We start from the raw sequence: 24,922 nt of genomic DNA on the forward strand, positions 1-24,922 counted from the left end.
TCAACCCTTGGGCATCACGCAAGCCGGCGCGCCGCCCTTCCCCTTGGCCACCAGGGGATAGCGGCACAGCGGCCGGGTGCGGCCTGGCCAGGGTGTGGCGGGCCCGGCGCTGGCCTGCAACGCCTGGGGCGCCTGGCCCTGCTCCACCCAGCGCACCAGCGCGCGGAACGCGTCGAAGCGGTCGGTGGCCGGGCCGCCCGCGCAGTGCGCCATGCCCGGCACCGGGAAGACCCGCGCAAATCCCGCCGCCTGACCGCCGCTGTGGCGATCGAGCGAGCGCCACCACGCCAGCGTATCGTTCAGCGAAAACACCGGGTCAGAGGCGCCATGCGGCACGATCAGGCGGCCGCCTCGGGCACGGAACCGGTCAAGATTGGGCAGATGGGCGCCCACATCGGCCCAGGCCGATCGCGGCCAGCCCGGCGCCGTGGCGGCGATCGCGGCAGCGTCCTTGTCGGGCGAGAATGCCAGTTGTGCGGCCAGCATCGCGTCTGGCGCGGGCGGGACGGTGCCCGGCGGCGTGGCAAACAGCACCAGTCGCGACGGCGCACCCAGCACGACGTTGAGCGGCGGCACACGCCCATCGGCGCTGCCCATCATCCAGATACGCCAACCCGGATCGAACCAGCCGCCATCCCAGCCAAAGCCAGGATAGATCTGGTGCCCCGCGCTGTCCCGAACGCCATCGTGGATGGCCACCAGCGCATCTACCTGCGCGGCCGAAAGACCGGCCTGGCGCAGCTGCGGCACGACCAGCGCAGAGGTGCAACGCGCGCCATCGGCCACGATCCCGTCGCTGGCCCCGTCCAATCCGTCGCACGCCGCCAGGATCGCCTGGCGTACCTTGGCCCCGGCTTCCACCGAAAAGCTGCCGGCCAGCGCGGCCACCGTGGGTGCCTGGCCCTGCGCTGTCAGTACACCGCCCAGCGCCTTGGTGTTCCACGCCTCGGCCAGGGCGGCGCGCGGCAGGGCAAAACCGGGCGCAGCGGCCACGATGCCGTTGTAAAGGTCGGGCTCCTGCTGGGCCAGGACCATGCCTTCCTGCCCGCCCTTGGAACAGCCATAGAAATAGCTGAAACGCGGCGCACGCCCATAATAGGCAGCAACGAGCGCCTTGGCCGCCAGCGTGACCGGCCGCAGCGAGGCGCCGCCATAGTCGGCCCGCGCCTGCGGATCGTGGGCAAAGGCCACCATGCCGCCGCGGGCCGGATCGGTGTTGGTGGCATTGTCGTGGCCCGAATCCTGCGCGAGCACGGCATAGCCCTGGCCCAGGGCAAAGGGCTGGCCCACGCCCACCTGGCCGATGGCGTCGCCCACGGTGCCGTTGGTGCCGCCGCCGCCCTGCATGAGGAAGCGGCCGTTCCACTGCGCCGGCAGACGCAGGCGGAAGCGGATGGCATAGCTTTGCCCGTCTACCCCGCGCCGCTCGTGCATCAGGCCCTCGATCTCGCAATGGGCGGGCAGCGCCGCCTGGACCGGGGGTGCATCGGGCTGGCCAAGCAAGGGGACCGCGTATCCCGCCGCGCGCCAGGTGGCCGCCACAATGCGCGTGGTGGTATCGGGCCAGGCCACCCGGCCTGGCTGCGCCAAAGCCGCGCAGGCCTGGGCAGAAGGCACGGCGGCGCCGGTCTTGGCCAGTGCCATGCCAGGCGCCAGCAGCGCGCCCGTTGCGATGCCGGCCAGCGCCATGCGGCGCATGCTTTTCGTCTTACAGGCCACGCAAATCCTCCATAAGGCCACGCCTCTCCCATCCGATCGTTACGATCCAGATAGCAATGCGGTATAACATTCGCGCAAACGATTGCAACCGCATGTGCGTGCCCAGCAAGGATAATCCGATCCGGCTGCGGCGCTCCCTTGGGGAAATCAGGCGCAGATTTCGCAGCGGTTGCGGCCGCCGCGCTTGGCCGCATACATCGCCTGGTCCGCAGCGGCGAGCCATTCGTCCGGCATGGTGATGCCGCCGCTCAGTTCGGCAATGCCGAAACTGGCGGTGACGCGAAGCCGCTCGCCACCGGGCAGAGTCATGGTGTGCTGTTCCAGCGTGCGGCGGAACCGATCCACCGCCGCCCGCGCCGCGCCGGCGCTGGTTTCGGGCAGCAACACGGCAAATTCCTCGCCGCCCAGCCGGCCCAGCACATCGCCGTCGCGCTTGAGCTGCATGACCAGTTGCGCCACTTCGCGCAGCACGCAATCGCCGGCAATATGACCGTGCGTGTCGTTCACGGCCTTGAAATGGTCGATATCGGCCATGACCAGGCTGCACGGACGGCCGTAGCGGTGGAAGCGGTCGATCTCCACCACGGCGCGCTCGGCAAAGGCGCGGCGGGTCAGGCAACCGGTCAGCGCATCGCGATCGGCAATCCGGCGCAGTTCCAGTTCCTTTTCGACGATGCGGGCCAGGTTGCACAGCATCGCCACTTCGGTGGGCGTGAACTGGCGCGGGCGATGGTCGATCGCACACAGCGCGCCAACGTTATAGCCTTCGGCCGTCCGGATCGGGATGCCGGCGTAACTGCGCACATTCGGCGGCCCGTTGACCAGTGCATTGTTGGCAAAGCGCACGTCTTCCAACGCGTCGGCGATCAGGAACGGCTCGGTGTCCTCGATCGCGTGGGAGCAGAACGAGACGCTGCGCGGGGTTTCGCTGACGTCGAGCCCGACCCGGGCCTTGAACCACTGGCGATCGGCATCGATCAGCGAGACCGCTGCGATCGGCACATGCAATGCCGCGCGCACCAGTGCGACCACATCCTCGAACGCGCTCTCTGCCTCGGTATCGAGAATGTCGAGGCGATGCAGCGCGGCAATGCGCCCGGGTTCGTCCCCCAGCACCGTGCGAATAGGCTTCACGACAAGTCCCTCATGCGTTTCGATCCCCGTGCCGCCGGCGCCAGGGTCTGCAACAGGGCGAGATTCATTGCGCGCAAACCCTTCCCGATGTCTACCGCATCGACCTTGCCGAACCGTAGAACGGGCCTTCGGCATTCCTCGTGATCGGCGGTCGTTACGATGGCCATAGAACCTGGCCTGCCGCAACACAATCGTGCCTTTACGGGGCGTTCCGGGCGGGCTCCGGCTAGGTCGTGAACGCATAAATGGCGCCCCCGAGGCGCCAAAATGGCGAACATATCGGGCCAAAGTGCCCGCCGCGAAGGCTGGCAGCCTTTGCAAGGGCACTTTGGGCTGAGATGGAAGCCATTTTGGCGTCCCTTCGGGATTTGACCCAAAGGCCCCCTCGCAGCGTCGAAAGCACTTGAAATATGTAAGATATTCCTGCGCGCTTTCTCCTCGCGACGGGGCCTTTGGCCTCAAACCTCGGGGGCGCCATTTATGCGTTCACGACCTAAGCCGGGTTGGCCTCGACACCGCGCAACTGCGCCTCCATGATCTTGCGCATCTCGAATTTCTGCGCCTTGCCCGTCACCGTCATGGCAAAGCGTTCGACGATGCGGATATGCGCGGGCACCTTGAAATGGGCAATGCGGCCTTGGCAATGCGCACGCACGGCGGCTTCGTCGATCGTTGCCCCCGGACGCGGGATGATCCAGGCACACACTGCCTCGCCGAACCGGTCATCCGCCACGCCAAAGACCTGCGCGTCGAGCACTTCGGGATGGCCGAGGAGAAATTCCTCGATCTCGCGCGGGTAGATGTTTTCCCCGCCGCGAATGATCATGTCCTTGATGCGCCCGGTGATGCGGATATAGCCCTGCGCGTCCATCGTGGCGAGGTCGCCCGAATGCATCCAGCCATCGGCGTCGATCGCCTCGGCGGTCTTTTGCGGATCGCCCCAATAGCCGCGCATCACCGCATAGCCGCGCGAGCAATATTCGCCCTGCACGCCCACGGGCACCACGGCGCCATCGCTGTCCACGATCTTGGCCTGGGCATGGGGATGCACGCGGCCCACGGTTTCCACGCGCTCTGCCACCGGATCGGTCCGCGCGGTCTGGGTGGTCAGCGGGCTGGTTTCGGTCATGCCATAGCCGATGGTGACTTCGGCCATATTGAGCCGCTCCATCACCGCGCGCATCACGCTGACCGGGCAAGGCGATCCGGCCATGATCCCGGTGCGCAGGGTGGAAACGTCATAGATGCCTGCCTCCAGTTGGGCGAGCACGCCGATGAACATCGTTGGCACGCCGTGCAGCGCGGTGCAGCCTTCGGCGCTCACCGCCTCCAGCACCAGGCGCGGATCGAACGCTTCGCCTGGATAGACCATCGCCGCGCCGCTGGTCAGCGCCGCCAGATTGCCCAGCACCATGCCAAAGCAATGGTACAGCGGCACCGGAATGCACAGCCGGTCTGCCGGCCCCAGGCCCATGGTGCGGCCGCTGAACAGGCCATTGTTCAGGATGTTGTGATGCGTCAGCGTGGCGCCCTTGGGAAAACCGGTGGTGCCGCTGGTAAACTGGATGTTGATCGCATCGTGCGGATCGAGCTCGGCCTCGGCCAGGTCCAGCGCCGCCCGGTCCGCCTCTGCCCGCAGGGCCTGCCAGGGCAGGAAGCCATCGAATGCTTCGGCGCCCAGCGTCACTTTATGTTCCAGGGACGGCAGGCGCTCCGGCCCGAGTTCGCGCAGCATCGCCACATAGTCGCTGCTCTTGAACCGGGGCGCCAGCACCAGCAGGCGACAGCCCACCTTGTTGAGCGCGTATTCCACCTCGCTGGTGCGATAGGCCGGGTTGATCGTCACCAGGATCGCGCCGATCCGCGCGGTGGCAAACTGGATCACCGTCCATTCCGCGCCATTGGGTGCCCAGATGCCCACCCGATCGCCCTTGGCAATGCCCAGCGCCAACAGGCCGGTGGCCACCTGGTCCACTTCGGCGTCCAGCTCTGCCCAGGTCCAGCGCAGGCCCTGGTGGCGCGAAACCAGCGCCAGGCCATCAGCCCATTCCTGCCCAGCGCGGCGCAGCGCCTGCCCGATGGTCAGGTTCAGCAGGGGCTCGTCGGTCGGCCCCACGGCATGGGATAGCGCGCTCATCGCTTGATGTTCACCACTTGCACCTGGGCATATTCGGCCAGGCCTTCCACGCCCTGCTCCACGCCCAGGCCCGATTGCTTGAAGCCGGCCATGGGAATGTGCGGGCCGATCGCCAGGTGCTGGTTCACCCACACCTGCCCGCTCTCGATCCGCGCGGCGATATCGGCGGCGCGGCCCACATCGGCCGACCAGACCGAGCCGCCCAGGCCATAGTCGCTGGCATTGGCGCGCGCGATCACGTCTTCCACGTCATCGAATTTCACCAGTGGCAGGATCGGGCCGAACTGCTCCTCGTCCACGATCTTCATCCCGTCGGTCACATCGCGCACGATGGTGGGCGCAATGAAATAGCCGGCACGTTCCATCGCCGCGCCACCGGCCACGATTCTACCATCGGCGCGCGCGCTATCGAGGAAACCCTTGATCTTTTCGAACTGCATCGCGTTCTGGATCGGGCCGATCTGGGTGCCCTGCTCCAACCCGTCGCCCACCACGGCCTCTTGCGCCAGGCGGGCGAGTTCGGCGGCCATGGCATCATAGATATCGGCGTGGACATAGGCGCGCTTGATCGCCAGGCACACTTGCCCGCAATTGAGGAAGGCATTGGCAAAGATCGCCTTGGCCGTCTCGCGCACGTCCACATCGTCCAGCACGATGGCCGGGTCGTTGCCGCCAAGTTCCAGCGTCACGCGCTTGAGCGTGTCGGCCCCGTTGGCGGCAATGCGCTTGCCCGTGGCGGTCGATCCGGTGAAGCCGATCTTGGCCACGTCGGGATGCGCCGTCAGATGCGGCCCCAGGTCATTGGCATCGGTGATCACGTTGACCACGCCGGCGGGAAACACCTGCGCACAGATTTCCCCCAGCAGCAGCGCGCTGGCCGGCGTGGTGGGTGCGGGCTTGAGCACGATGGCATTGCCCGCCAGCGTCGCCGGGCCGATCTTCCACAGCGCCACCAGCAGCGGGAAATTCCACGCGATGATCCCCACCACCACGCCCAGGGGCCGGTGCTTGACCACGATGTGCCCGGCGGCATCGTCCTGGATCACGCGATCTTCCAGGCCCAGCGTGGCATAGTGGCGCAGGAAGCCCTGCGTCCAGGCCACTTCGCCCTGCGCCTCGGGCAGGGGCTTGCCCTGTTCCTGCGTCAAGAGGCGGGCAAATTCATCGGCCCGCGCGCCGATGGCATCGGCCAGATCGAGCAGCGCCTGCTGCCGCGTGGCCAGCGGCGTGGCGCCCCAGGCCGGCTGCGCCGCCTTGGCCGCCGCGATCGCGGCATCGGCCTGCGCCACGCTGGCGCGCGGCACGGTGAGGAAGGCTTCCCCCGTGGCCGGGTTGATCACGTCCATCGTCATGTCGCCCGCCACCAGGGCGCCGCCGATCAGCATTTTCATCTCAGGCATCGCTCTCTCCGTCATCGCTTGTCGCGTTGACCAGGCGGGCGCTCTTGCGTCACCTTCGCCCGGCCCGCAGTCTATCAGAACTTGGCGCCCACCGTCACACCGTAGGTGCGCGGATTGCCGATGTGGTTGTAATCGAACCCGAACCCCGCCAGCAGATCGACGCGCGAGGTGAAATAGAGCTTGTTGCCCAGGTTCTTGGCCCAGGCCGACGCGGAATAGCGCCCATCCGCGCTTTCCCAGTCGATATGCCCGCTCACCAGGGCATAGCCTTTCTGTTCGAGCCGGGCGATGTTGATCACCTCGAAATATTGGCTCGATTGATAGGCCACTTCGGGATGCAGCGACACCGCGCCCCAACCGCCCTTGGCCACCGTCAGGTCGATCCCTGCGTTGAACGTCAGGTCCGGCGCGTTGGACAGCTTGCGCCCGGCCACATCCGTGCCGCTGACCGTCCCTTTCTGGATGCGGGCAGACAGCAGCCCCAACCCGGCGCGCAGCGAAAGCGCATCGCTGGCGCGCACGCTCAATTCGGCTTCGGCGCCATAGATCCGGCTCTTGGGAATGTTGAGCAGGGTCTGCGCGGCCGTGCTGGGATCGACGTTGATGAACTGCTGGTTGCGATAGTCGTAATAGAACGCCGCCATGTTGAGCGTAATGCGCCGGTCCCACGCCCGCGTCTTGGCGCCCACTTCATAGGACGTCACCTGCTCGGCCTTGGCCACGCTCAATTCGCTGGGATCGAAGAAGGCCTGGGCGTTGAAACTGGGCGCGCGGTAGCCCCGGCTGACGCTGGCATAGAGCAGCGCGCCGCTCGCCAGCTTGTAATCGAGCCCGACCTTGCCGGACAGGTTATCGGTCTTGAAGCGCAGGGTGGAATTGGGAATGAGGTTCATGACCAGCACGTCGTCATAGCCATAGGCGTTCGACGTGAAGCCGCTTTGCGAGCCGGTATCGTGGGTAAAGCGCAGGCCGCCCCGCAAGGTCAACGCATCGGTCAGCTTGTACTTGAGGTCGCTGTAGAGCGCGACGCTCTTCTTCACCTGGTCGAACCGGTTGCTCACCTTGCAGGCCAGCGGGAAACCGTCAGCGCAATCGGCGGCGGTGATCGCGCCATCGCCGTTCACGTCGTCATCCGTGGCGATTTCGAACGAGGTGCTGTTGAACACTTTCTCGCGGTTGAAATAGACGCCAAGGATCAAATCGAACGGTCCGCCGAAATTGCTGGTCAGGCGCAAGTCCTGGGCAAACTGGCTGGCCTTGTCGTAATAGGGAATTTCCAGCAGGCGCGTGGCCGTGCCGTCAGTATCCTCGCGAAAGAACAGCGTGCCGGCGTCATAGCTGGTGATGCTGGTCAGCGCGAGCGCATCGGTAAGATCGATATTGGCGGTCAGCGCCACCGAATTGGTCACCGCGCGGCGCCGCGTCGCCACGTCGCTGGCGATCTGCCAGGTGGAAAGCCCGGCCCGGTTGCTCGCCTCGGGCTGGGCATAAATGCCATAGTTGTGCGGGTTCTGGAACGAGTGCGACGCGCGCAAGGTAAAGCGCACGCCATCGCGCGGCTCCCACTTCAAAGTGCCGCGCACCGCCCATTCGCGCGTTTCCGCCAGGTCCGGCATGCCGGGCACCACGTTCTTGAACCAGCCATCGGCTCGCGCGAACGTGCCCGCCACGCGCAGCGCAGCCTTGTCGCCCAGCGGCACGTTGACCGCGCCGTTCAGGTCCACCCGGTTGTAATTGCCATAGCCGGCGTTGAAATAGCCGCTGGTGTCATTGAGCTTGGCATCGCGGCTGATGATATTGACCGCCCCGCCGGTGGTGTTCTTGCCATAGAGCGTGCCCTGCGGCCCGCGCAGCACTTCCACCCGTTCCAGATCGTACATCGCCACGCCCAGGAACGCGAAGTTGCCCTTGTAGACTTCGTCGTAATAGGTCGCCACCGGGCTGGACTGGTTGAGGCTGTAGTCCGACATCGAAACGCCGCGCAGGGCAAAGATCGGCGTGTTGTCCCCCACGATGCTGGTCAACTGCAGGTTGGCCACTTTGGTCACCAGGCTATCCACATTGGTGATACGCGATTTGGCGAGCTGATCGCCGCCAACGGCTGAAACCGAAATCGGCACCGATTGCAGGTTTTCCGATCGCTTGGCCGCCGTCACCACGATTTCGCCCGGCGCCGCAGCGGCATCCTGGGGTTGTGGCGCCGTTTGTGCTTGCACGGGGTCTGCCATGGCGATCGCGGCCAATGCCACCCCGCCGAAAACGTGCTTCCTCATGGACTTCCCTCCGCTGGTTGGTTCCCTGTTCAGTCCTGCTTGGTGGTAAAGCCCTCGACCAGGCGCGCTCTCGTCGCGGCACGCTCAAGCCGAAGGGGATGTTGGCGCAGTGCGCCGAGTTCGCGCGCGGTATAGGGCCGGAAATCGGCAGGCATGTGCCGCGCATCAAAGGTGTAGAGCGTCCAGTTGACCAGATTGGCGAGGCGCCGGTCATCCAGATCGGTGGTGGCAACGCCGGGCACGCGGGCAATAAAATCGCGCCCGCCCGGCACGCCCAGGAACTGGGCTACCACGCCCTGCATGGGCGGGTTGGAAACCCCGTCGCCGCTGCCATCGGGGCGGTGGCAACCCTGGCATTTCAACTGGTAATCGGTCCGCGCCTGCACCGGATCGGCCACGCCGCGCATTGCCGGCACCGGTGATGCGCGGGTGGAAACGGTGGCCAGCGTGGCCGCAAGACTGCCGGCCACCAGCACCAGGGCAAGCGGCCGAGCCTTCATTTGCCGCCAGCCCCGGCGTGCAGCCTCGCCACGTCGGCCGGGGCCAGGCCCGCCCCGCTTTGCCGCAGCTTGCCCACTTCCTCGGCGGCAAACGGGCGGAATGCCGGACCGGCCTTGGCCACTTGCGTGCCGACGTGGTTGAGCACGGCGGCCACGGCGCCATCGTCCAGCCCGCCCTGCGCCGGCATCACCCCGGCATAGGGCTTGCCTTCCACGGTGATCGGCCCCATCAGCCCGCGCGTGACGGCCAGCACGATATAGCGCCGCCCGGCATCCTTGGCCGCCAGGCTGCGGAAATCGGCCCCGAGCGGGGGATAGGCCCCCGGCACGCCGGCCCCGGTACGGGTGTGGCACGCGGCGCAGCGGGCAAAGACGGCGGCGCCATCGGGCGCGGCCCGCAAGGGATAGGCGCCGATCAGCGCCACGCCGCCCAGCGCGGCCGCCGCCGCCAGGATCGCCCCGCGCTTCACTTGGCTTTCTCCAGCGCCACGCCGATCACGGCCGCGACCGAGCAGTTGTAGACGCTGCTTTGCGACCCCAGGCACCAGTTGTAGTCGTTGTTGGACTGCGGGCGCACTTGCGGCCGGTCGCCCTCGTTGCGGTTGCACAGGCACTGCCCGCACGAGGATGTGCCGCAACAATCGTTGTAGCTGATCACATAGGCGCGGCCATCGGCCGGGTTGGTGCACGTGCCGATCCAGGTGATCGGGCTCATTTCCGTGCCCGGCGGGCAGGTGTTGACGCTGCCGCCGCAGCACGAACAGAGGAACCCGTCGATCGCGCAATAGCGCCAGTAATCGCAGCTCGCCTGGTCGCCCGGGTCCTGTTCCAGCCCGCTGGCCATCGCCGGCCGCGCCGGGCCGCCGGGGTGGGCACCGTGGCCCCCTTCACTACTGGCCGCGCGCGCCACCGGCAGCACCGGAAAGGCGGCGGCCCCGGTCATGCCCGCGCCCAGCAGGGCCAACAGCGAACGGCGGCTGGTGCCGCGCGCCACGCGGCGGGCGAACGTTTCGGTCAACTTGTCGAACCGCATGGCTCAGGCCTCCTTGTGGCGGCGGGCGAGGAAGTCCTGGATCGAGGCGACGCCCCGCTCCTTGGCTTCGAACAGGCTTTCAAGATGTTCGCGGCTGTTGATGAGGCCGAGCGAGGCAACGCGCCCCTCTTCGTCCAGCAGCACGGCATAGGGCAGCTTGGCGACGCCGAACGCGCGGCCCAGCGCTTCGCTCAAGACCATCGGCAGCGCGTCGAGGCCGTGCTCGCGCGCCATGGCGCGATAGGCGCTCTTGCTGCCATCGCCGGCCACCACCACGTCAAGCCAGCTGGCCTCGGCCCGCGCCGAACTGCGCAGCACCGGCAGCAGGGACTTGCACATCGGGCATTCGGGCGAAGCGAAGAACAGCAACTGGCTGCGGCCCTGGCGCGTGCTACCGATGGCCACCGGGGCGCCATCCACATCGGCCAGCGTCATCGGCGTGGCCTTTTCACCCACGGCCACGGTCTGGTGCAAGGTGAGCGCGCCGGCCGGGGCAATGCGTTCGTGCAGCACGCCCACCTGGCGGGCGAGCGCGGCAATCAGCAGCGCCTGGATAATCACGGCGGTCCACAACAGGATCTGGCTGGTCAGCATCACGCGGTCCTCCATGCAGGGCGGGGCGTGGCGAGCAGTTCGCCCAGGCCCAGGTAGAGAGCGAAAAAGCCGGCAGCGGCGAACGGCGCATCAAGCGTGAGCGGCGCTGCCGGCAGGGTGGAAAGGATGAGGGCCAGCGCGCTCAGCGCCGCCGGGCGCGCCACGATGGCGGCACTCAACGGCTTGGCGCGGGCGGCCAGGTCACACCCGCAATCGAGTGTCTGCCCGCTCTTGCGCCACAACGCGATGGCATAGGCCGCCCAGATCGCGGCCGCGATCAGCGCGCCCACGGCGTGGAGCGGCGGGGTTACCAGGAACACGGCGGCGGCCATCTCGCCAGCACCGGCGAGCAGCAGAACCACGGGCCCAAGCGCGGCGCTTGTACCCGCCAGCCGCGCCGCCACCGGCGCCAGCCGATCGCGGGCCAAGGCCTTGTGCGCGGCCGATCCGGCCAGCAGCATGGCGCAAAAGAGGTTGAGCGCCATCATCGCGGCACCGTGATCATGATCGGATTGGCGCCGACATTGGCCCCCAGCGTGCGCACGAAGGCGCCGGTGCCGGCATCATAGACGTCAACCACCCCATCGGCGCGCGCGGCCACCAGATGGGGCTGTTCTTCGCGCGTCACGGCAATGGCCACGCTCTGGCCCTTCAAGGCTATGCGCTGCACGCGGGCCTTCTTCACCGGGTCCACCACCCAGACTTCGGTGCCGCCATCCTTGTGGCTGCCTTCCTTGCCATAGGGGCTCATCAGCACATAGAGCCGGCCGGCGGCATCGGCGTGGATCACTTCCCAGCCGCCCGGGCGCCATTCGGGCTGGCCACCTTCGGCGCTGCCCACGCTGAAGCTGCCAGGCAGCGGACGGATCACCGTGCCCGACAGGTCAAAGCCCTGGACCATGCCGTAAAAGCTCACGAACCAGGCGGTCTTGCCCACGATCGCCGGCGTGCCGAACAGCGGCTGGCGATCGATGTCCTGCACCTTGAGCACGGTCTTGGAACTGGCCGCCGCGCCCTTTTCATCCAGCGTCACGCTGAAGGCAGAGCCATCGGCGCACAGGCTGGTAAAGCCGCGTTCCCCGGTGGGATAGATCTGCGCGCAGCCCGGCAGGTCGATCTCATTCAGGATCTTGCGCGCCGCCAGGTCCACCACCGTCACCGATTGCGCCGGGGTGAAATTGGCAATCAGCGCCCATTTCCCGCCATTGGTGAACTGGAACAAGTGGGGATAGGTGACCGATTGCTGGCGCTTGCCACCCGGCAGCACGATCTCACCCTTGGGTTCGAGCGTGGCCATGTCCCAGATGGTGATCGCGTCGGTGCGCTCGCCGCGCGACAGGCGGGTATAGAACGTTTCGGCGGTGTAGATTTCGCCGCGATCGGGCGAAACCAGCATGTTGGCGAACTGCGCGGCGCGCACCAGGCCCTTGAGCGGCCTGACCGGATCGGCGGTATCGACCACGGCAATTCGCCCGTCGACGATCGACATGAAACGGAAATCGTGGATCAGCACCCAGCTTGCCGGCCATTGCGCCGGCAGCTTGGCCACGCTGGGCAGGGTTTCCTCGGGCAAGGGCGTGGGAAAAGCCGGCGCGGCAATCGCGGTGCCGCTTCCCCCAATCGAAAGCGCCAGAACCGATAGGGAAAGCCCTGCTGCAAGGGCGAAGGATCGCATCATGTGTCCCCCCATGGCGGCCGATGGGCTCGCCTTGTGCAACACAAGATGATCTTTCAGACACAAAACTGTCAATTGACCTAAATTTGTCGAGTGACCTATTTTTAAAAGCGTGTTACAACCTGGCCGAAGCCGGGGAGACACGATGAAAAATCAGATGGATAGCGTGCCACGCCTGGTGACCGACCTGATCGTGCCAGAGCGCGAGGGCGGCTATCTCAAGGGCCAGGAAACGCGCGAGCTGATCCTGCGCACCGCGCTGAACATCCTGATCGAACATGGCTACCCGGCCATGTCGATGCGCCGAGTCGCAACGGCATGCGGCATGAAGTTCGGCAACCTCACCTACCACTATCGCAGCCGCGAAGACCTGGTGCGCGAACTGCTCGAAGCGGTGATCCGGTCTTACGAAGTGGAATTCACGGCCATCGCGCACATGCCCGGTGCCTCTCCCGAAGACCGCCTGCGCCGCGTGTGCCTATTCATTCTGGAAGACATTCGCACCAAGAAGACCACGCATCTCTTTCCCGAGATCTGGGCCCTGTCCAACCACGAGCCTTTCGTGTTCGATCTGATGCACGCGCTCTATGTGCGCGCCCGCGCGCCGCTTCGCGCGATCATCGACGAAATGCGGCCCGATCTGCCCCCTGACGTGCGCGAGGACGTGGCGCTGTTCATTTCCGCGAGCATGGAAGGGATGACCGTGTTTGCCGGCCACGGCAAGCCGTTCGAGCCGCGCATGCCCTCTATCGAGCATATCGCGGTGCAGTCGTTCCTCGATCTGGTGCGCACCTACCGGCCCTGACCTGCCATGACGGGCCAGGGCCGACGTGGCGCAATCAGCCCTGCATCTGCTCCAGCGTCACGCCCTTGGTTTCGTTGACCATGGCGCGCACGAAGAAGAACGAGATCGCCGCTGCTGCGGCATAGAACGAATAGGTGATCGCCAGGCCCGGCGAGACGACCAGCGCCGGGAAGCTGACCGAAATCGCCGCATTGGCAATCCACTGGGCAAAGCCGGAAACCGCCAGGCCAGAGCCACGGATCTGGTTGGGGAACATTTCGCCCAGCATGACCCACATGATCGGACCCCAGCTCATGTTGAAGAACACGACATAGGCATTGGCGGCAAACAGCGCGATCACGCCGTTGTGGCCGGGCAACGACACGCCGCCATCGGCGCCATGCACCGCGGTGGAAAAGGCCCAGGCGACGATGCCCAGCGTCACGGCCATGCCGGCCGAGCCGGTCAGCAGCAACGGCTTGCGCCCGATGCGATCGACCAGCAGCAACGTGGCAAGGCACCCGGCGATGGAGACCACGCCCGACAGGATGTTGGTCTGCAGGGCATAGCTTTCGGAAAAGCCCACCGCCTGCCACAGCGTGGCGCCGTAATAGAACACCACGTTGATGCCGACGAGTTGCTGGAACACGGCAAGGCCGATCCCGGTCCACACGATCGGGCGGATGCGGCCGGTGGCGCGGTCGATCAGGTCAGACAGCTTGGGACGGTGATGGTCAGCCGCCAGGCTGTCGCGGATTTCGGCGACCGTGCGCGTGGCGCTCGCCGCGCCGAGCAGGCGGGTGAGCACCGCTTGCGCGCCGGCTTCATCGCCCTTGGCCACCAGGTAGCGCGGGCTTTCGGGAATGCCGAGCAGCGCCAGGAAATAGATCGCCGCCGGCAGCGCCTGCAGCCAGAACATCCAGCGCCAGGCCGGCTGGCCCGCCCACAGGATCGCGGTCGATTCCCCGGCCACCTGGGCCAGGATGTAATTGACCACAAAGGCGCCGGTCAGCCCGGTGATGATCATCACCTGCTGCACGCTCGACAAACGGCCACGCACGTTGGCCGGCACCACTTCGGAAATATAGACCGGCGAGATCACGCTGGCCGCGCCCACGCCCAGCCCGCCGACGATGCGCGCGAGGATGAAAATCACCGAAGACCCGGCCGCGCCGGCCAGCAGCGCGCTGGCCAGGAACAGGATCGCCGCCAGCTTCATCACGCCGCGCCGGCCGATGCTGTCGGCCAGGCGCCCGGCCCCGAACGCGCCGATCGACGAACCGACGAGGATGGCGCCGACGTTCACGCCGATGCCCACCTTGCCCAGGTCGAACGCCGCCTCCAGCCCCTTTTGCGTACCGTTGATGACGCCGGAATCGTACCCGAACATGAACCCGCCGATCGTGGCCACGGCCACGATGGCACCGATCAGGCGCATGTTCACTGCGCCTCCTGCCGTATCTGTCATCCTTCCCTCTCCCATTTGTTCTTATACCTGCGCCAGATGGCAGGGCAGCCCGGCAACGCCGGGGTCGAAAGCAAACAAGGCCCCCGCCAGGGGCTGGGCCGCGCGCTCTGCCGCCCCCAGGCCCTTGGAAGCCGTCGTGGCATAAGCGGTGCGCAAGCCCGGCCCGCCGAACGCGATCTTGGTCACGTTGGCCACGGGAAATGGAACGGTGCCGATCAATTGACCCGCCGGGTCATAGCGGCGCACGCCCCAGCCGGCGAACAGGCCCACCCACAGGCAGCCCTCGGCATCCACCACCGGCCCATCGGGATAGCCCGCGCCATCCTCGATCTGCGCGAACAGGCGAGTCTCCGTGACCACGCCATCGGCCACGGTGCTCGCCCAGATGCGGCGGCCCAGCGTATCGTGGTGATAGAGCGTGGTGCCGTCGGGCGAAAACGCCGGGCCATTGGTGATCGAAACGGGTGGCAGGCCGCTGTCCGCACAGCCTGCGCCGTGCAGCCGATAGATGCGCCCGGTATCGGCCGCTTCGGCATCGTCCATCGAACCCAGCCACACCGCGCCATCGGCGGCGACGGTCGCATCGTTCAGGCGATTGCCCGGCAGATGCGCTTCGGGGGCCGCGAGCAGGCTGAATGCCCCGCTCGCGGGATCGAAACGATGCACCCCGCTTTGCAGACCGGCCAGCATCGTGCCATCGGCGCAGGGCAGCACCCAGCCCACTTGCGCGGGCGCCGGCCAACTGGCGGTTGCCCCAGTTTCCGGCACGAAGCGATGGATCGCCGGCGCCTTGATATCGACGAACCACAGGGCCGAATCCTGGGCGTTTTCGCGCGCCACCCACACCGGACCTTCGCCCAGCGTGGCGCCCAGCGGCCAGATCGCCTCTGGTTTTGCGCCGGGAATGGTCAGCGCCATCCCGCGTCCACCCAATATTCGTGACCCGTGATCAGCCGCGCATCGTCCGAGGCCAGGAACAGCGCCAGGGCGGCGACGTCCGCCGGCACCAGCCGCCCATCCAGGCACTGCGAAGCCACGATCTCGGCCTCGCCCTCGGGCGTGTACCACTGTTCCTGGCGGGGCGTCTTGACGTTGCCGGGGATGATCGCGGTCACGCGGATGTTGTCGCGGCCCAGTTCGCGCGCCAGGCCGCGCGTAAGCCCCTCGATCGCGGCCTTGGCGGTCTGGTAGATCACCAGATCGGGCAGGCCCAGGTGCCAGCTGATCGACCCCAGGTTGATCACCGCGCCCCCGCCCGCGCGCTTCATCGCCGGCACGGCGGCCTGCGTCACGAAGAACTGGTGCTTGAGGTTGACCGCCATGCGCTCGTCCCAATAGGCGGGCGTCACTTCCTCCACGGCATGGCGATCATCGTTGCCGGCGTTGTTGATCACCACGTCGATGCCGCCCAGATGCGCTTCGGCGGCGCGCATCACGGCGGCAATCGCCTCGGCATCGCGCAAGTCGCATTCCAGGAACAGCGGGGCGGGCGCATGGCTGTTGCCCAGGCGCGTTGCCACCGCGATGCCCTGTTCGGCCGCAATATCGCAAAACACCACATGCGCGCCCTGCGCCACGAAGGCCTCGACCAGCCCCTCGCCAATGCCGCTGCCGCCGCCGCTGATGAACACGCGCTTGCCCATCAGGCTGGGATAGATCGCGCGCTTGTCGCTGCCGTTCATTGCTCCGTTAAGGCCGCTCACGCCTTTTCCCCCAAGAGGCCCCGCGCGGCCAGGTTGGCGTAGAACGCGCCGATGCCCACGGTCCACGGTTCCGCCTGCGGACAGTTGACGACGGTGTTGACCAGCTTGCCCAGCCGCGGCGTGGCGATGGTGACCACGTCGCCCACTTTGTGGGTAAAGCCGCGGCCGGGATCGTCGCGATCCTGCACCGGGGCAAACAGCGTGCCCAGGAACAGGGCAAAGCCATCGGGATACTGATGCTCGCTTAAGGTCTGGCGCACCAGGTCGAGCGGATCGCGGCTGATCTCGTTCATGCTCGAATGGCCTTCCAGGCGATAGCCGTCGGTGCCCTCGATCACCAGGTCCACTTCGGCCTGGCGCACGTCATCAAGGGTAAACCCCTCGTCGAACAGGCGCACCAGCGGGCCGAGCGAGCAGGACGCGTTGTTGTCCTTGGCCTTGCCCAGCAAGAGCGCGCTGCGGCCCTCGATATCGCGCAAGTTGACGTCGTTGCCCAGCGTCGCGCCCACGACGGTGCCCGTGGCGTTGACCAGCAGGACCACTTCGGGCTCGGGATTGTTCCAGGTGGAATCGCTGCGCACGCCGATCGCCGCCAGCGGCCCTACGGTGGCCAGCACCGGCGCCTTGGTAAAGACTTCGGCATAGGGCCCGATCGCCACTTCCAGGTATTGCGACCACAGCCCGTCTTCGATCAGCAAGGCCTTGAGCGCTTCGGCCTCGGCCGAACCGGGCACGACCGAACGGATCGAACCGCCCACGCGCTCTTCGATGCGGGCGCGAATTTCCAGCGCCTTGCTCGAGTCTCCGCGGGCGCGTTCCTCGATCACGCGTTCGAGCGTGGAGGTGGCAAACGTGACCCCGCAAGCCTTGACGCATTGCAGGTCCACCGGGCTGAGCAACGGCAGGTCGAGCGCATCGAGCCGGCCCAGCACAATGCCGGCACCGGGATCGAGCGGCAGCATTTCAACCAGTTGCGAAACGGTTGGCGCCACGGCTGCCATGTCATAAGCAATGCCGTCTTGCACCAGGATGGGGCTGGGCCCGGCCGGCGTTTCCACCCGCCCCAGAAACCGGCCCGATTCCCAATCGTCGGGCAACAGCGCTGTGATTGACGAAACCCCGTTCATTTTATCTCCCCCAACCGTCGGGCAATCGTTGACAAATTCTGATAGCGCTACCATCATGCAAACCCATCGGCTGTCAAGTGCTTTTGGCACGGCCGGGCAAACAACGATCCTGCCCGCGCAGGGCGAGGCCACAGTTGCCACCAGGGAGATGACGATGCCGCTTGCCGCACCGCTCGGGCTGTTTCACCACGCATGCCGCCGTGCCTTGCCACTGGCCGTGGCAACCGCGCTGGCCGCAGGACTGGCCGCGCCATGCCCGGCCATCGCGCAGGGCAAAACGGCCGCGCCACTTCCTCATATCGAACGCACGAAATCCGGTGCGATGCTGGTGGTCGATGGCGCGCCGTTCCTGATGCTGGGGGCGCAAGCCAACAACTCCAGCAATTATCCCGCGCCGCTCAAGCAGGTCTGGCCCACGATCGATGCCATGTCCGCCAACACCCTGGAAATCCCCGTGGCGTGGGAACAGATCGAGCCGCGCGAAGGCCAGTTCGATTTTTCCTGGGTCGACCATCTGCTGGGCGAAGCGCGCCAGCATAACAAGCGCCTGGTCCTGCTGTGGTTTGCAACCTGGAAGAATACAGCGCCGGCCTATGCCCCCGAATGGGTCAAGCTCAACCCTGTGCGCTTTCCCCACATGCTCACCTCCAAGGGCGAGGTGCACTATGCGATGAGCCCGCTCGGCACCGAAACGCTCAAGGCCGATACCCGCGCCTTTGCCGCCTTGATGCGCCATTTGCGCCAAGCCGATCCGCAGAACACCGTGATCATGGTCCAGGTGGAAAACGAAGTGGGCAGCTATGGCAATGTGCGCGATTTTTCGCCCCAGGCGCAAAAGCTGTTCGATGGGCCGGCGCCAACCACCCTGCTCAAGCATTACGGCAAGCCGGCCGGGCAGAGCTGGGCCAAGGCCTTTGGCAGCGATGCCGACGAATATTTCCAGGCCTGGTACGTGGCCAGCTACATCAACACCGTGGCGCTCGCCGGCAAGGCGGAAAAGGCATTGCCGATGTATGCCAATGCCGCCCTCGCCTCGGCTTTCGGCAGACAGGCGGCCACCACTTATTCCAGCGGTGGACCGGTCCACCATGTGATCGACATCTACAAGCTGGCAGCGCCCGCGCTCGATCTGGTGGCACCCGATATCTACAACCACGATGAAAAGGCCGTGGCCGCATACCTGGGCTTCTACGGGCGGCCGGATAATCCGCTGATGGTGCCCGAAATCGGCAATTCCACCGAATATGCCCGGTTCTTCTGGGATGCGCTGGGCAAGGGCACGATCGGCTTTTCGCCGTTCGGCATGGATCAGACCGGTTACTTCAACTATCCGCTCGGCGCCCGCGCGCTCGATGGTTCGCTCAACGGCTTTGCCCGCATCTATCGCCTGTTTGCGCCGATGCAGTCGGTCTGGGCCAAGGCCGGAGCGCAAGGCCTGGTGCGCGCCGCGGGTGAACCGATCGACCCGGCCGCCAAGCACACCCGTGAACTCACGCTTGGGCGCTACAAGGCGACGCTCGGCTTTGGCCAGCATCAGTTCGGGTTCGATCCCCCGGCCGGCAACACCCAGCCAACCGGCGGCGCTGCACTGGCGCAACTGGGGCCGGACGAGTTCCTGATCACCGGGTTCGATACCCGGGTCACTCTCGCCCTGGCCGATCCCGCACCGGGGGAATCGCTGCTGCTGTTGCGCGCCGAGGAAGGGCATTACGAGCCCGACGGTGAAGGCGGCCAGCGCTGGGTGTTCGATCGGGTGTGGAATGGCGACCAGATCGACTATGGCTTCAATTTTTCCGGCCTGCCGCAGGTCCTGCGCGTGCGCTATGCCCGTATCAAGGGCAATGCGGTGATCCCGGTCGGCGCCGACCATTGAGCCATGGCAGGGCCTGGCCGGCGACCCCAGGCCGGCTCGGCTCCCCTGCCCTTGCGCTTCAGGGCGCGGGCACCACGACCTGGCGCTGCGTGCCCAGCTTTTCGATGCCCAGTTCGATCACGTCCCCCGGCTGAAGGAACTTGGGCGGGTTCAAGCCCAGGCCAACCCCGGCAGGCGTGCCGGTGGTGATCACGTCGCCAGGCTGGAAGCTCATGAACTGCGACATGTAACTGAGCACGAAGGCCGGCTGGTAGACCATCGTGCGGGTGGAACCATCCTGATAGCGGGTGCCGTTCACGTCGAGCCACATTGCCAGCTGGCCAGGGTCACCCACTTCGTCGGCCGTGACGAGCCAGGGGCCGATCGGGCCAAAGCTGTCGCAACCCTTGCCTTTCATCCACTGGCCCTGGCGCTCAAGCTGGAAGGCCCGTTCCGATACGTCGTTGCACACGAAGTATCCGGCAATCGCCGCGCGGGCGGTGTCCTCGTCGGCATAGCTGACCGGGCTGCCCACGACGAAGGCGAGTTCCACTTCCCAATCCAGCTTGGTGCTGCCGCGCGGCTGGATCACCGGATCGTTCGGCCCGCAGATGGCGCTGGTGGCCTTCATGAACGCTACGGGTTCGGGTGGCACGGTGGCGCCGGTTTCGGCGGCGTGGTCGGAATAGTTGAGGCCGATGCACACGAACTTGCCGACCTTGGCCACGCAGGCGCCCAACCGCCCTGGCTCAGCCACCAGCGGCAGGCTGGCCGGATCGAGCGCGCGCAACCGATCCAGCGTGGCGGGATCAAGCGCGCTGCCGTCGATATCGGCAACATGGCCGCTAAAGTCGCGCACCGCACCTTCGGCATCGAGCAGACCCGGCCGTTCCGCCCCAGGGTTTCCATAGCGCAGCAATTTCATGATCGGTCCTTTTCCGGGAAACGGGGGTGTGCAAACCGCATGGTTCGCGTCGGCAGCATCGGCTGTTCGGCCAGCCACCGTCGGTGACGCAGCATGCCCCGTGGTAAAGCCACACGCACCGCTGGCAAGATAAAGTGCAAGCGCAGCAATCTCTTCCGGGCCGGCTCGCCACCACGGAATTTTCTACCCTTGGTTTATTGCGATTGACTCTCATTACTATTCGCGTCAGGAGCCGAACCGCAACAGGGAGGCTTCTTTGATCCGTATTCACGCCTTGCTCGCCGGTGGCGCACTCGCCGCGCTTGCCATCCCCACCGCTGCGCGTGCCGAAGAGCCGGAGGCGCCGCCGGCGTTCGCGCCCGGCGAAATCGTCGTCACGGGGGAAAAGGCGGCGCGCACCTTGCAGCACACGCCGACCAGCATCGCCGTGACCGCTGCGGACAAGATCGCGCGCGAAACGTTGCTGTCGATCCAGGATGTCTATGCGCGCACCGCGAATCTTTCCGACACCTATGGCGCGGCCGGCTTTACCATTCGCGGCATCACCAATTCGGGCGTTGGCGGGGGCGGGCAATCCGATACAGCAACGGTCTATGTCGATGGCGCACCGGTTTCGCGCCAGGCGCTCTATGGCGGCCCCACCGATCTGTGGGATGTACAGCAGGTGGAAGTGCTGCGCGGGCCGCAATCGACGATCCAAGGCCTCAATGCGATGGCGGGCGGCATTGTCATAACCACCAAGGACCCATCGCTCGAAAGCTGGACCGGTGACGCGCGCGTCTTGTGGACCGACCGCAACGACCGCACCTTTTCGGCGGCCGTGGGTGGCCCGATCATCACCGACGAACTTGGCCTGCGCCTCTCGGCGGAGCGCCGCGCCAACCGCGGCGTGATCCGCAACATCACGCGCGGCGGCTATGATGATGCCATGCAATCGCTCAACCTGCGCGGCAAGCTAAAGTGGACGCCCGCCGCCCTGCCCGGCTTCGAGGCAACAGCCAGCTACAACCGCGTTCGCCGCGAAGGTGGCTATCTCTATCAATATGCCCGCACCGACGTGGCCGATTACTATGACAACCGCACGTCCACCTCTGATCAGCCCAACCGGGGATGGGTGGCCAGCGACATTGCCGTGGTGCAGCTCGGCTATCGGCTGACCGATCATCTCAAGCTGTCCAGCGCCACCTCGTGGAACCGGTCGGATGTGCGCTCGCTCGCCGATTCCGACGGTACGCCCGTCAACCTGTCGGCGATCGACAACCATTATCGCTACAAGACGCTGACCCAGGAACTTCGCCTCAATTACGAAGACGATCGCCTGAGCGGCCTGCTCGGGGCCTGGTACTATCGCCGCACCGGCGCGCTCGATGCCAACAGCCAGATCAATGTGACCACGCCCACCGGCACGATCACCAGCCTGCTGACGCCCTATGTCGGCGCCACGGCCGCCGGGACCATCGCCGCCGCTTATGCCCAGGCTCTGCCCGTCATTCCGGTCGCCTACACCTCGTACCAGCCGGAACGGGTGGAAACGATGGCCGTGTTCGGCGACGCGCGCTTCAAGGTCGCTGACCGGTTGACGCTGATCGGTGGTTTCCGCCTCGACCGCGAACGCAACCGCTATGCCGCGCAAACCCTGGCCACGTTCACCGGCACGCTGCCTGACGTCAATTTCCTCGGCACGCGCTATGCCCCGCTGGTTGCGGCGGTGAACAGCGGCGTACTGGGCCTGGTGGACGATGCCAGTTCGGCGATGGCCTCCAACACGCGCACGTTCCACGCCTTCCTGCCCAAGGCGGGGATCAGCATGGACTGGACGCCGCGCCTGACCACCGCCTTTACCGTGCAGCGTGCCTATCGTTCGGGTGGGTCGAGCCAGAACCCGGCACGCGCCACCCTGGTGCCCTACAATCCCGAATTCAGCTGGAATTACGAGGGATCGCTGCGGTCCAAGTGGTTCGGTGGCAAGCTGCTGATCAACGCCAATGCGTTCTACATGACGTGGAAGAACCAGCAGGTCATCGCCTATTTCAGCGACAACAACTACGATTACAACACCGTCAACGCGGCCAGTTCGCACCTCTATGGCTTTGAAATCGAGGCCAGCGGCCGGCTTTCGCCAGCGGTCGATCTCTATGCGTCGGTCGGGCATACGCGCACCCGTTTCGATGATTTCACCCTGCCCACCGGGGCGACGAGTTCGCTCAAACTCGATGGCACCGAATTTCCCTATGCCCCGCGCTGGACGCTGGCGGCGGGGGTGAATGCCCGCCGCGGCCCGATCAGCGGCAATCTCAACGCCAACTATCGCAGCGCGGTGTTCACCGGGGTGGGCCAGAGCCAGGCCAGTTCGCGCGTCGGCGGGCGCACCGTGGTCAACGGCCAGATCGGCTATCAGGCCGATCATTGGAATCTGTTCGTCTTTGCGCGAAATCTGCTGAACGCCAAATACCGGCAGTACAACTATACCGCGGCGGGCCTGGCGATCCTGGGCGATCCACAGACGTTCGGCGTCGGCGCGGGGCTGCACTGGTGATCGCGCTGGCAAGCCTGGCGCTATTGGCCACGGGCGCGGCGGGGGCGGCGCTGTTGCGGCGATCGTGGCAACGGCGCGATGGCATGGCCCTGGCGCTGGTGGCTGCTGGATGGGGCCTGCCGGCCATTGCCCTGGCGCTGGCGATCCTGGCCTTTGGCCCGGTCAAGGGCATGGCCCTTGCCCTCGCCATGCAGGCGATCGGCGCGCTGGGTGTTGTCTGCCAGGGCCGGGTGCAGCGCACGGCCGCGCGCCCGCGCGCCGGGGAAGCCGCACCCGAACCGCTGGAACAGCCAGGCCGCGTGTGGCGCGGCGTGCTGCGCGCCCTGCTCGCCGGGCCGTTGGGCATGGTCGCCGCGCTCGCCGTGGCGTTGTGCGTGGCGGTCTACCTGCCGGGCGATCCGCGCACCCGCATCGTGCTGAGCGGATTGCTGATGCCGGTACTGTGGGGCCTGGCGATGACCTGGACCCTGGCTGACCGCCGCCTGTTGCGGGCCCTGGCCGTGCTGGTCGGCACCAGCCTGCTCGGCCTGGGCATCGCCGCATTGGGAGGGGCAGCATGACCGAGCAGACGCCGCGCAACACACGCAGCAAGCAATGGCGCTGGCCGCTCTCACCCGAAACGGTGCGCGCCGTGCTGAGCAGCCATTCGGTGCTGGGGCTGGCCTTTGCCGCCGTGATCTACCTGGTCTGTCTCACCGGAACGCTGGTGGTGTTTTCGCCCGATCTGCAGCATTGGGAAGTGCCCCAGGCCCCCGTGGTGCCGAGCCTGTCGGATCGCGCCGCCGGGCGCGCCGTGTTGCTGGCCGAACGCCAGGCCGCGCCCGATGCCACGCTCTCGCTCAGCCTGCCGGGCCCGGCCAGGGCCGGCGCCACGCTGATGGCCTATGGCAACAAGCGCGCAGAGCAGACCTGGGCCGTGGCGCCCGATGGCGCGCTCGTGCCGATGGATGCGCCGTGGACCGAATTTCTCCTCCACCTCCACGTCAATCTCCATCTGCCGCGCAGTTGGGGCGGGTTCATCGTCGGGCTTACCGGCGTGGCGCTGCTGTCTTCGCTGGTGTCGGGCATTCTTGCCCACCCGCGCGTGGTGCGCGATGCGTTTCACCTGCGGCTGGGCGGATCGCGCCGGTTGCAGGAAGCAGACTTGCACAACCGCCTGGGCGTATGGGCGCTGCCGTTTCATTTTACCCTCGCGCTCACCGGTGCGCTGCTGGGGCTGAGCACGCTGATCGTCGCCGCGCTGGCGCTGTTGCTCTATCGGGGCGACACGCAAAAGGTCTATGGCCTGTTCATCGATCCGCCCCCGCCGGCAGACGCGCGGGCCGTGCCGATGCCCGATATCGCCGCCCTGCTGGTGATCGCGCGCGCCAGGACACCTGAGGCCGCGCCCCAGACCGTGTCGATCGCGCGCCACGGCCGCGCCGACATGCGCATCACGATCAACAGCGCCCGGCCACGCCTGCTGGTGCCGCAAGACGAAGTGCAGTTCGACGCGCATGGCACGGTGCTGGCCGAAGAACATCCCGCCGATCTCGCGCTCGGCACCAAAGTGCTGGGCGGCATCGGCCAGGTGCACTTCGGCTGGTTCGGCGGCGCGGCGGTGCGTGTGGCCTATGGCCTGCTGGGGCTGGCGCTGTGCGTCGTCACGTCCAGCGGGGTGACCATCTGGCTGGCGCGGCGGCGCGATCGCGGCCGCGCGGCGCCGCAGTGGGAACGCATCTGGGCCGCCGTGTGCTGGGGCCAGCCGCTGGTGCTGATGATCACGGCCATGATCGCCATGGTGGCACCCCGCGCACCTTTGCCCATCACCTGGCTCGTTCTGACCATCGCCATCGTGGCGGGCGCGGCGCTGGTCCGCATCGACGGCGCCAGACTGGCTGTGGGCCTGCGCCGCGCGCTGGGGGCCGGGCTGGTCGCACTCGGCCTTGTCCATGCGGCCACGGTCGGCCTCGGGCCGATCGACGGGGTGCTATGCCTTGGCGGCGCAGCCTTGCTCGCCTTGACCTGGCCGGTGGCACGGCGCAGCACAGCCTAAGATCGTGGCAACCTTGCGCGCCGCGCC

At 66.6% G+C, this 24,922-nt stretch carries 21 protein-coding genes; 5 read left to right on the forward strand and 16 right to left on the reverse strand.

The features are described from left to right. The 11 genes from R9J51_RS22320 to R9J51_RS22370 form a co-directional block, all read right to left on the reverse strand. Positions 1-1,719: a tannase/feruloyl esterase family alpha/beta hydrolase gene (locus R9J51_RS22320; protein WP_179562956.1), complete on the reverse strand. Its 1,719-nt coding sequence runs from the start codon at positions 1,717-1,719 to the stop codon at positions 1-3. 147 nt (positions 1,720-1,866) lie between these two features. Next, positions 1,867-2,853 (reverse strand): sensor domain-containing diguanylate cyclase, encoded by a 987-nt coding sequence (locus R9J51_RS22325; protein ID WP_432788042.1) that lies wholly within the window; start codon positions 2,851-2,853, stop codon positions 1,867-1,869. 493 nt (positions 2,854-3,346) lie between these two features. After that, positions 3,347-4,990, reverse strand: coding sequence for an AMP-binding protein (locus R9J51_RS22330; protein ID WP_179562952.1), 1,644 nt, complete (start codon positions 4,988-4,990; stop codon positions 3,347-3,349). Next, positions 4,987-6,390, reverse strand: coding sequence for an aldehyde dehydrogenase family protein (locus tag R9J51_RS22335; protein WP_179562950.1), 1,404 nt, complete (start codon positions 6,388-6,390; stop codon positions 4,987-4,989). The genes R9J51_RS22330 and R9J51_RS22335 overlap by 4 nt, the downstream gene beginning before the upstream one ends. 74 nt (positions 6,391-6,464) lie before the next feature. Next, positions 6,465-8,663, reverse strand: coding sequence for a TonB-dependent receptor (locus tag R9J51_RS22340; protein ID WP_179562948.1), 2,199 nt, complete (start codon positions 8,661-8,663; stop codon positions 6,465-6,467). A 29-nt stretch (positions 8,664-8,692) separates the two neighbouring features. After that, the gene (locus R9J51_RS22345; protein ID WP_169475057.1) at positions 8,693-9,163 is read right to left on the reverse strand and encodes a cytochrome C; all 471 of its coding nucleotides are present in this window, start codon (positions 9,161-9,163) and stop codon (positions 8,693-8,695) included. Further along, positions 9,160-9,633 (reverse strand): c-type cytochrome, encoded by a 474-nt coding sequence (locus R9J51_RS22350; protein ID WP_432788043.1) that lies wholly within the window; start codon positions 9,631-9,633, stop codon positions 9,160-9,162. Before R9J51_RS22350 ends, R9J51_RS22345 begins: the two co-directional genes overlap by 4 nt. After that, positions 9,630-10,196 (reverse strand): methylamine dehydrogenase light chain, encoded by a 567-nt coding sequence (locus R9J51_RS22355; RefSeq protein WP_179562946.1) that lies wholly within the window; start codon positions 10,194-10,196, stop codon positions 9,630-9,632. The genes R9J51_RS22350 and R9J51_RS22355 overlap by 4 nt, the downstream gene beginning before the upstream one ends. 3 nt (positions 10,197-10,199) lie before the next feature. Then, positions 10,200-10,790, reverse strand: coding sequence for a redoxin family protein (locus R9J51_RS22360; protein WP_432788082.1), 591 nt, complete (start codon positions 10,788-10,790; stop codon positions 10,200-10,202). Continuing rightward, the gene (locus R9J51_RS22365; protein WP_179562942.1) at positions 10,790-11,278 is read right to left on the reverse strand and encodes a MauE/DoxX family redox-associated membrane protein; all 489 of its coding nucleotides are present in this window, start codon (positions 11,276-11,278) and stop codon (positions 10,790-10,792) included. The genes R9J51_RS22360 and R9J51_RS22365 overlap by 1 nt, the downstream gene beginning before the upstream one ends. Further along, complete coding sequence (locus R9J51_RS22370; RefSeq protein ID WP_432788044.1) at positions 11,275-12,468, reverse strand: amine dehydrogenase large subunit; 1,194 nt, start codon at positions 12,466-12,468, stop codon at positions 11,275-11,277. Before R9J51_RS22370 ends, R9J51_RS22365 begins: the two co-directional genes overlap by 4 nt. Before the next feature lie 142 nt (positions 12,469-12,610). On the opposite strand from R9J51_RS22370, the gene R9J51_RS22375 reads away from it, so the two are divergent. Then, on the forward strand, positions 12,611-13,270 hold the full coding sequence (locus R9J51_RS22375) for a TetR/AcrR family transcriptional regulator (RefSeq protein ID WP_432788045.1): 660 nt from the start codon (positions 12,611-12,613) through the stop codon (positions 13,268-13,270). 34 nt (positions 13,271-13,304) lie between these two features. Here the strand turns inward: R9J51_RS22375 and R9J51_RS22380 are convergent, their stop codons facing one another. From R9J51_RS22380 to R9J51_RS22395, 4 genes are read right to left on the reverse strand one after another with little or no spacing between them, the layout of a single operon-like run. Beyond that, complete coding sequence (locus tag R9J51_RS22380) at positions 13,305-14,717, reverse strand: sugar porter family MFS transporter (protein ID WP_168557162.1); 1,413 nt, start codon at positions 14,715-14,717, stop codon at positions 13,305-13,307. Between the two features lie 21 nt (positions 14,718-14,738). Further along, on the reverse strand, positions 14,739-15,635 hold the full coding sequence (locus R9J51_RS22385) for an SMP-30/gluconolactonase/LRE family protein (protein WP_179562940.1): 897 nt from the start codon (positions 15,633-15,635) through the stop codon (positions 14,739-14,741). Then, on the reverse strand, positions 15,626-16,399 hold the full coding sequence (locus R9J51_RS22390; protein ID WP_168557305.1) for an SDR family NAD(P)-dependent oxidoreductase: 774 nt from the start codon (positions 16,397-16,399) through the stop codon (positions 15,626-15,628). Before R9J51_RS22390 ends, R9J51_RS22385 begins: the two co-directional genes overlap by 10 nt. Positions 16,400-16,416: 17 nt before the next feature. Further along, entirely contained in the window at positions 16,417-17,547 is a 1,131-nt protein-coding gene (locus R9J51_RS22395) for a fumarylacetoacetate hydrolase family protein (protein ID WP_179562938.1), read from the reverse strand. A gap of 154 nt (positions 17,548-17,701) precedes the next feature. Here R9J51_RS22395 and R9J51_RS22400 point away from each other — a divergent pair, with 154 nt between their 5' ends. Beyond that, on the forward strand, positions 17,702-19,420 hold the full coding sequence (locus R9J51_RS22400) for a DUF5597 domain-containing protein (RefSeq protein ID WP_179562936.1): 1,719 nt from the start codon (positions 17,702-17,704) through the stop codon (positions 19,418-19,420). A 58-nt stretch (positions 19,421-19,478) separates the two neighbouring features. Here R9J51_RS22400 and R9J51_RS22405 read toward each other — a convergent pair whose 3' ends face one another. Then, entirely contained in the window at positions 19,479-20,324 is an 846-nt protein-coding gene (locus R9J51_RS22405; RefSeq protein ID WP_179562934.1) for a fumarylacetoacetate hydrolase family protein, read from the reverse strand. 256 nt (positions 20,325-20,580) lie between these two features. On the opposite strand from R9J51_RS22405, the gene R9J51_RS22410 reads away from it, so the two are divergent. The 3 genes from R9J51_RS22410 to R9J51_RS22420 are packed head-to-tail and all read left to right on the forward strand — an operon-like array spanning position 20,581 to position 24,895. After that, entirely contained in the window at positions 20,581-22,860 is a 2,280-nt protein-coding gene (locus R9J51_RS22410) for a TonB-dependent receptor (RefSeq protein ID WP_179562932.1), read from the forward strand. Then, complete coding sequence (locus R9J51_RS22415; protein ID WP_432788046.1) at positions 22,857-23,420, forward strand: hypothetical protein; 564 nt, start codon at positions 22,857-22,859, stop codon at positions 23,418-23,420. The genes R9J51_RS22410 and R9J51_RS22415 overlap by 4 nt, the downstream gene beginning before the upstream one ends. Further along, complete coding sequence (locus R9J51_RS22420; RefSeq protein WP_179562930.1) at positions 23,417-24,895, forward strand: PepSY-associated TM helix domain-containing protein; 1,479 nt, start codon at positions 23,417-23,419, stop codon at positions 24,893-24,895. Before R9J51_RS22415 ends, R9J51_RS22420 begins: the two co-directional genes overlap by 4 nt. Positions 24,896-24,922 lie beyond the last annotated feature (27 nt).

Source organism: Novosphingobium rhizosphaerae (genome assembly GCF_050920675.1).
Taxonomy (GTDB): Bacteria; Pseudomonadota; Alphaproteobacteria; order Sphingomonadales; family Sphingomonadaceae; genus Novosphingobium; species Novosphingobium rhizosphaerae.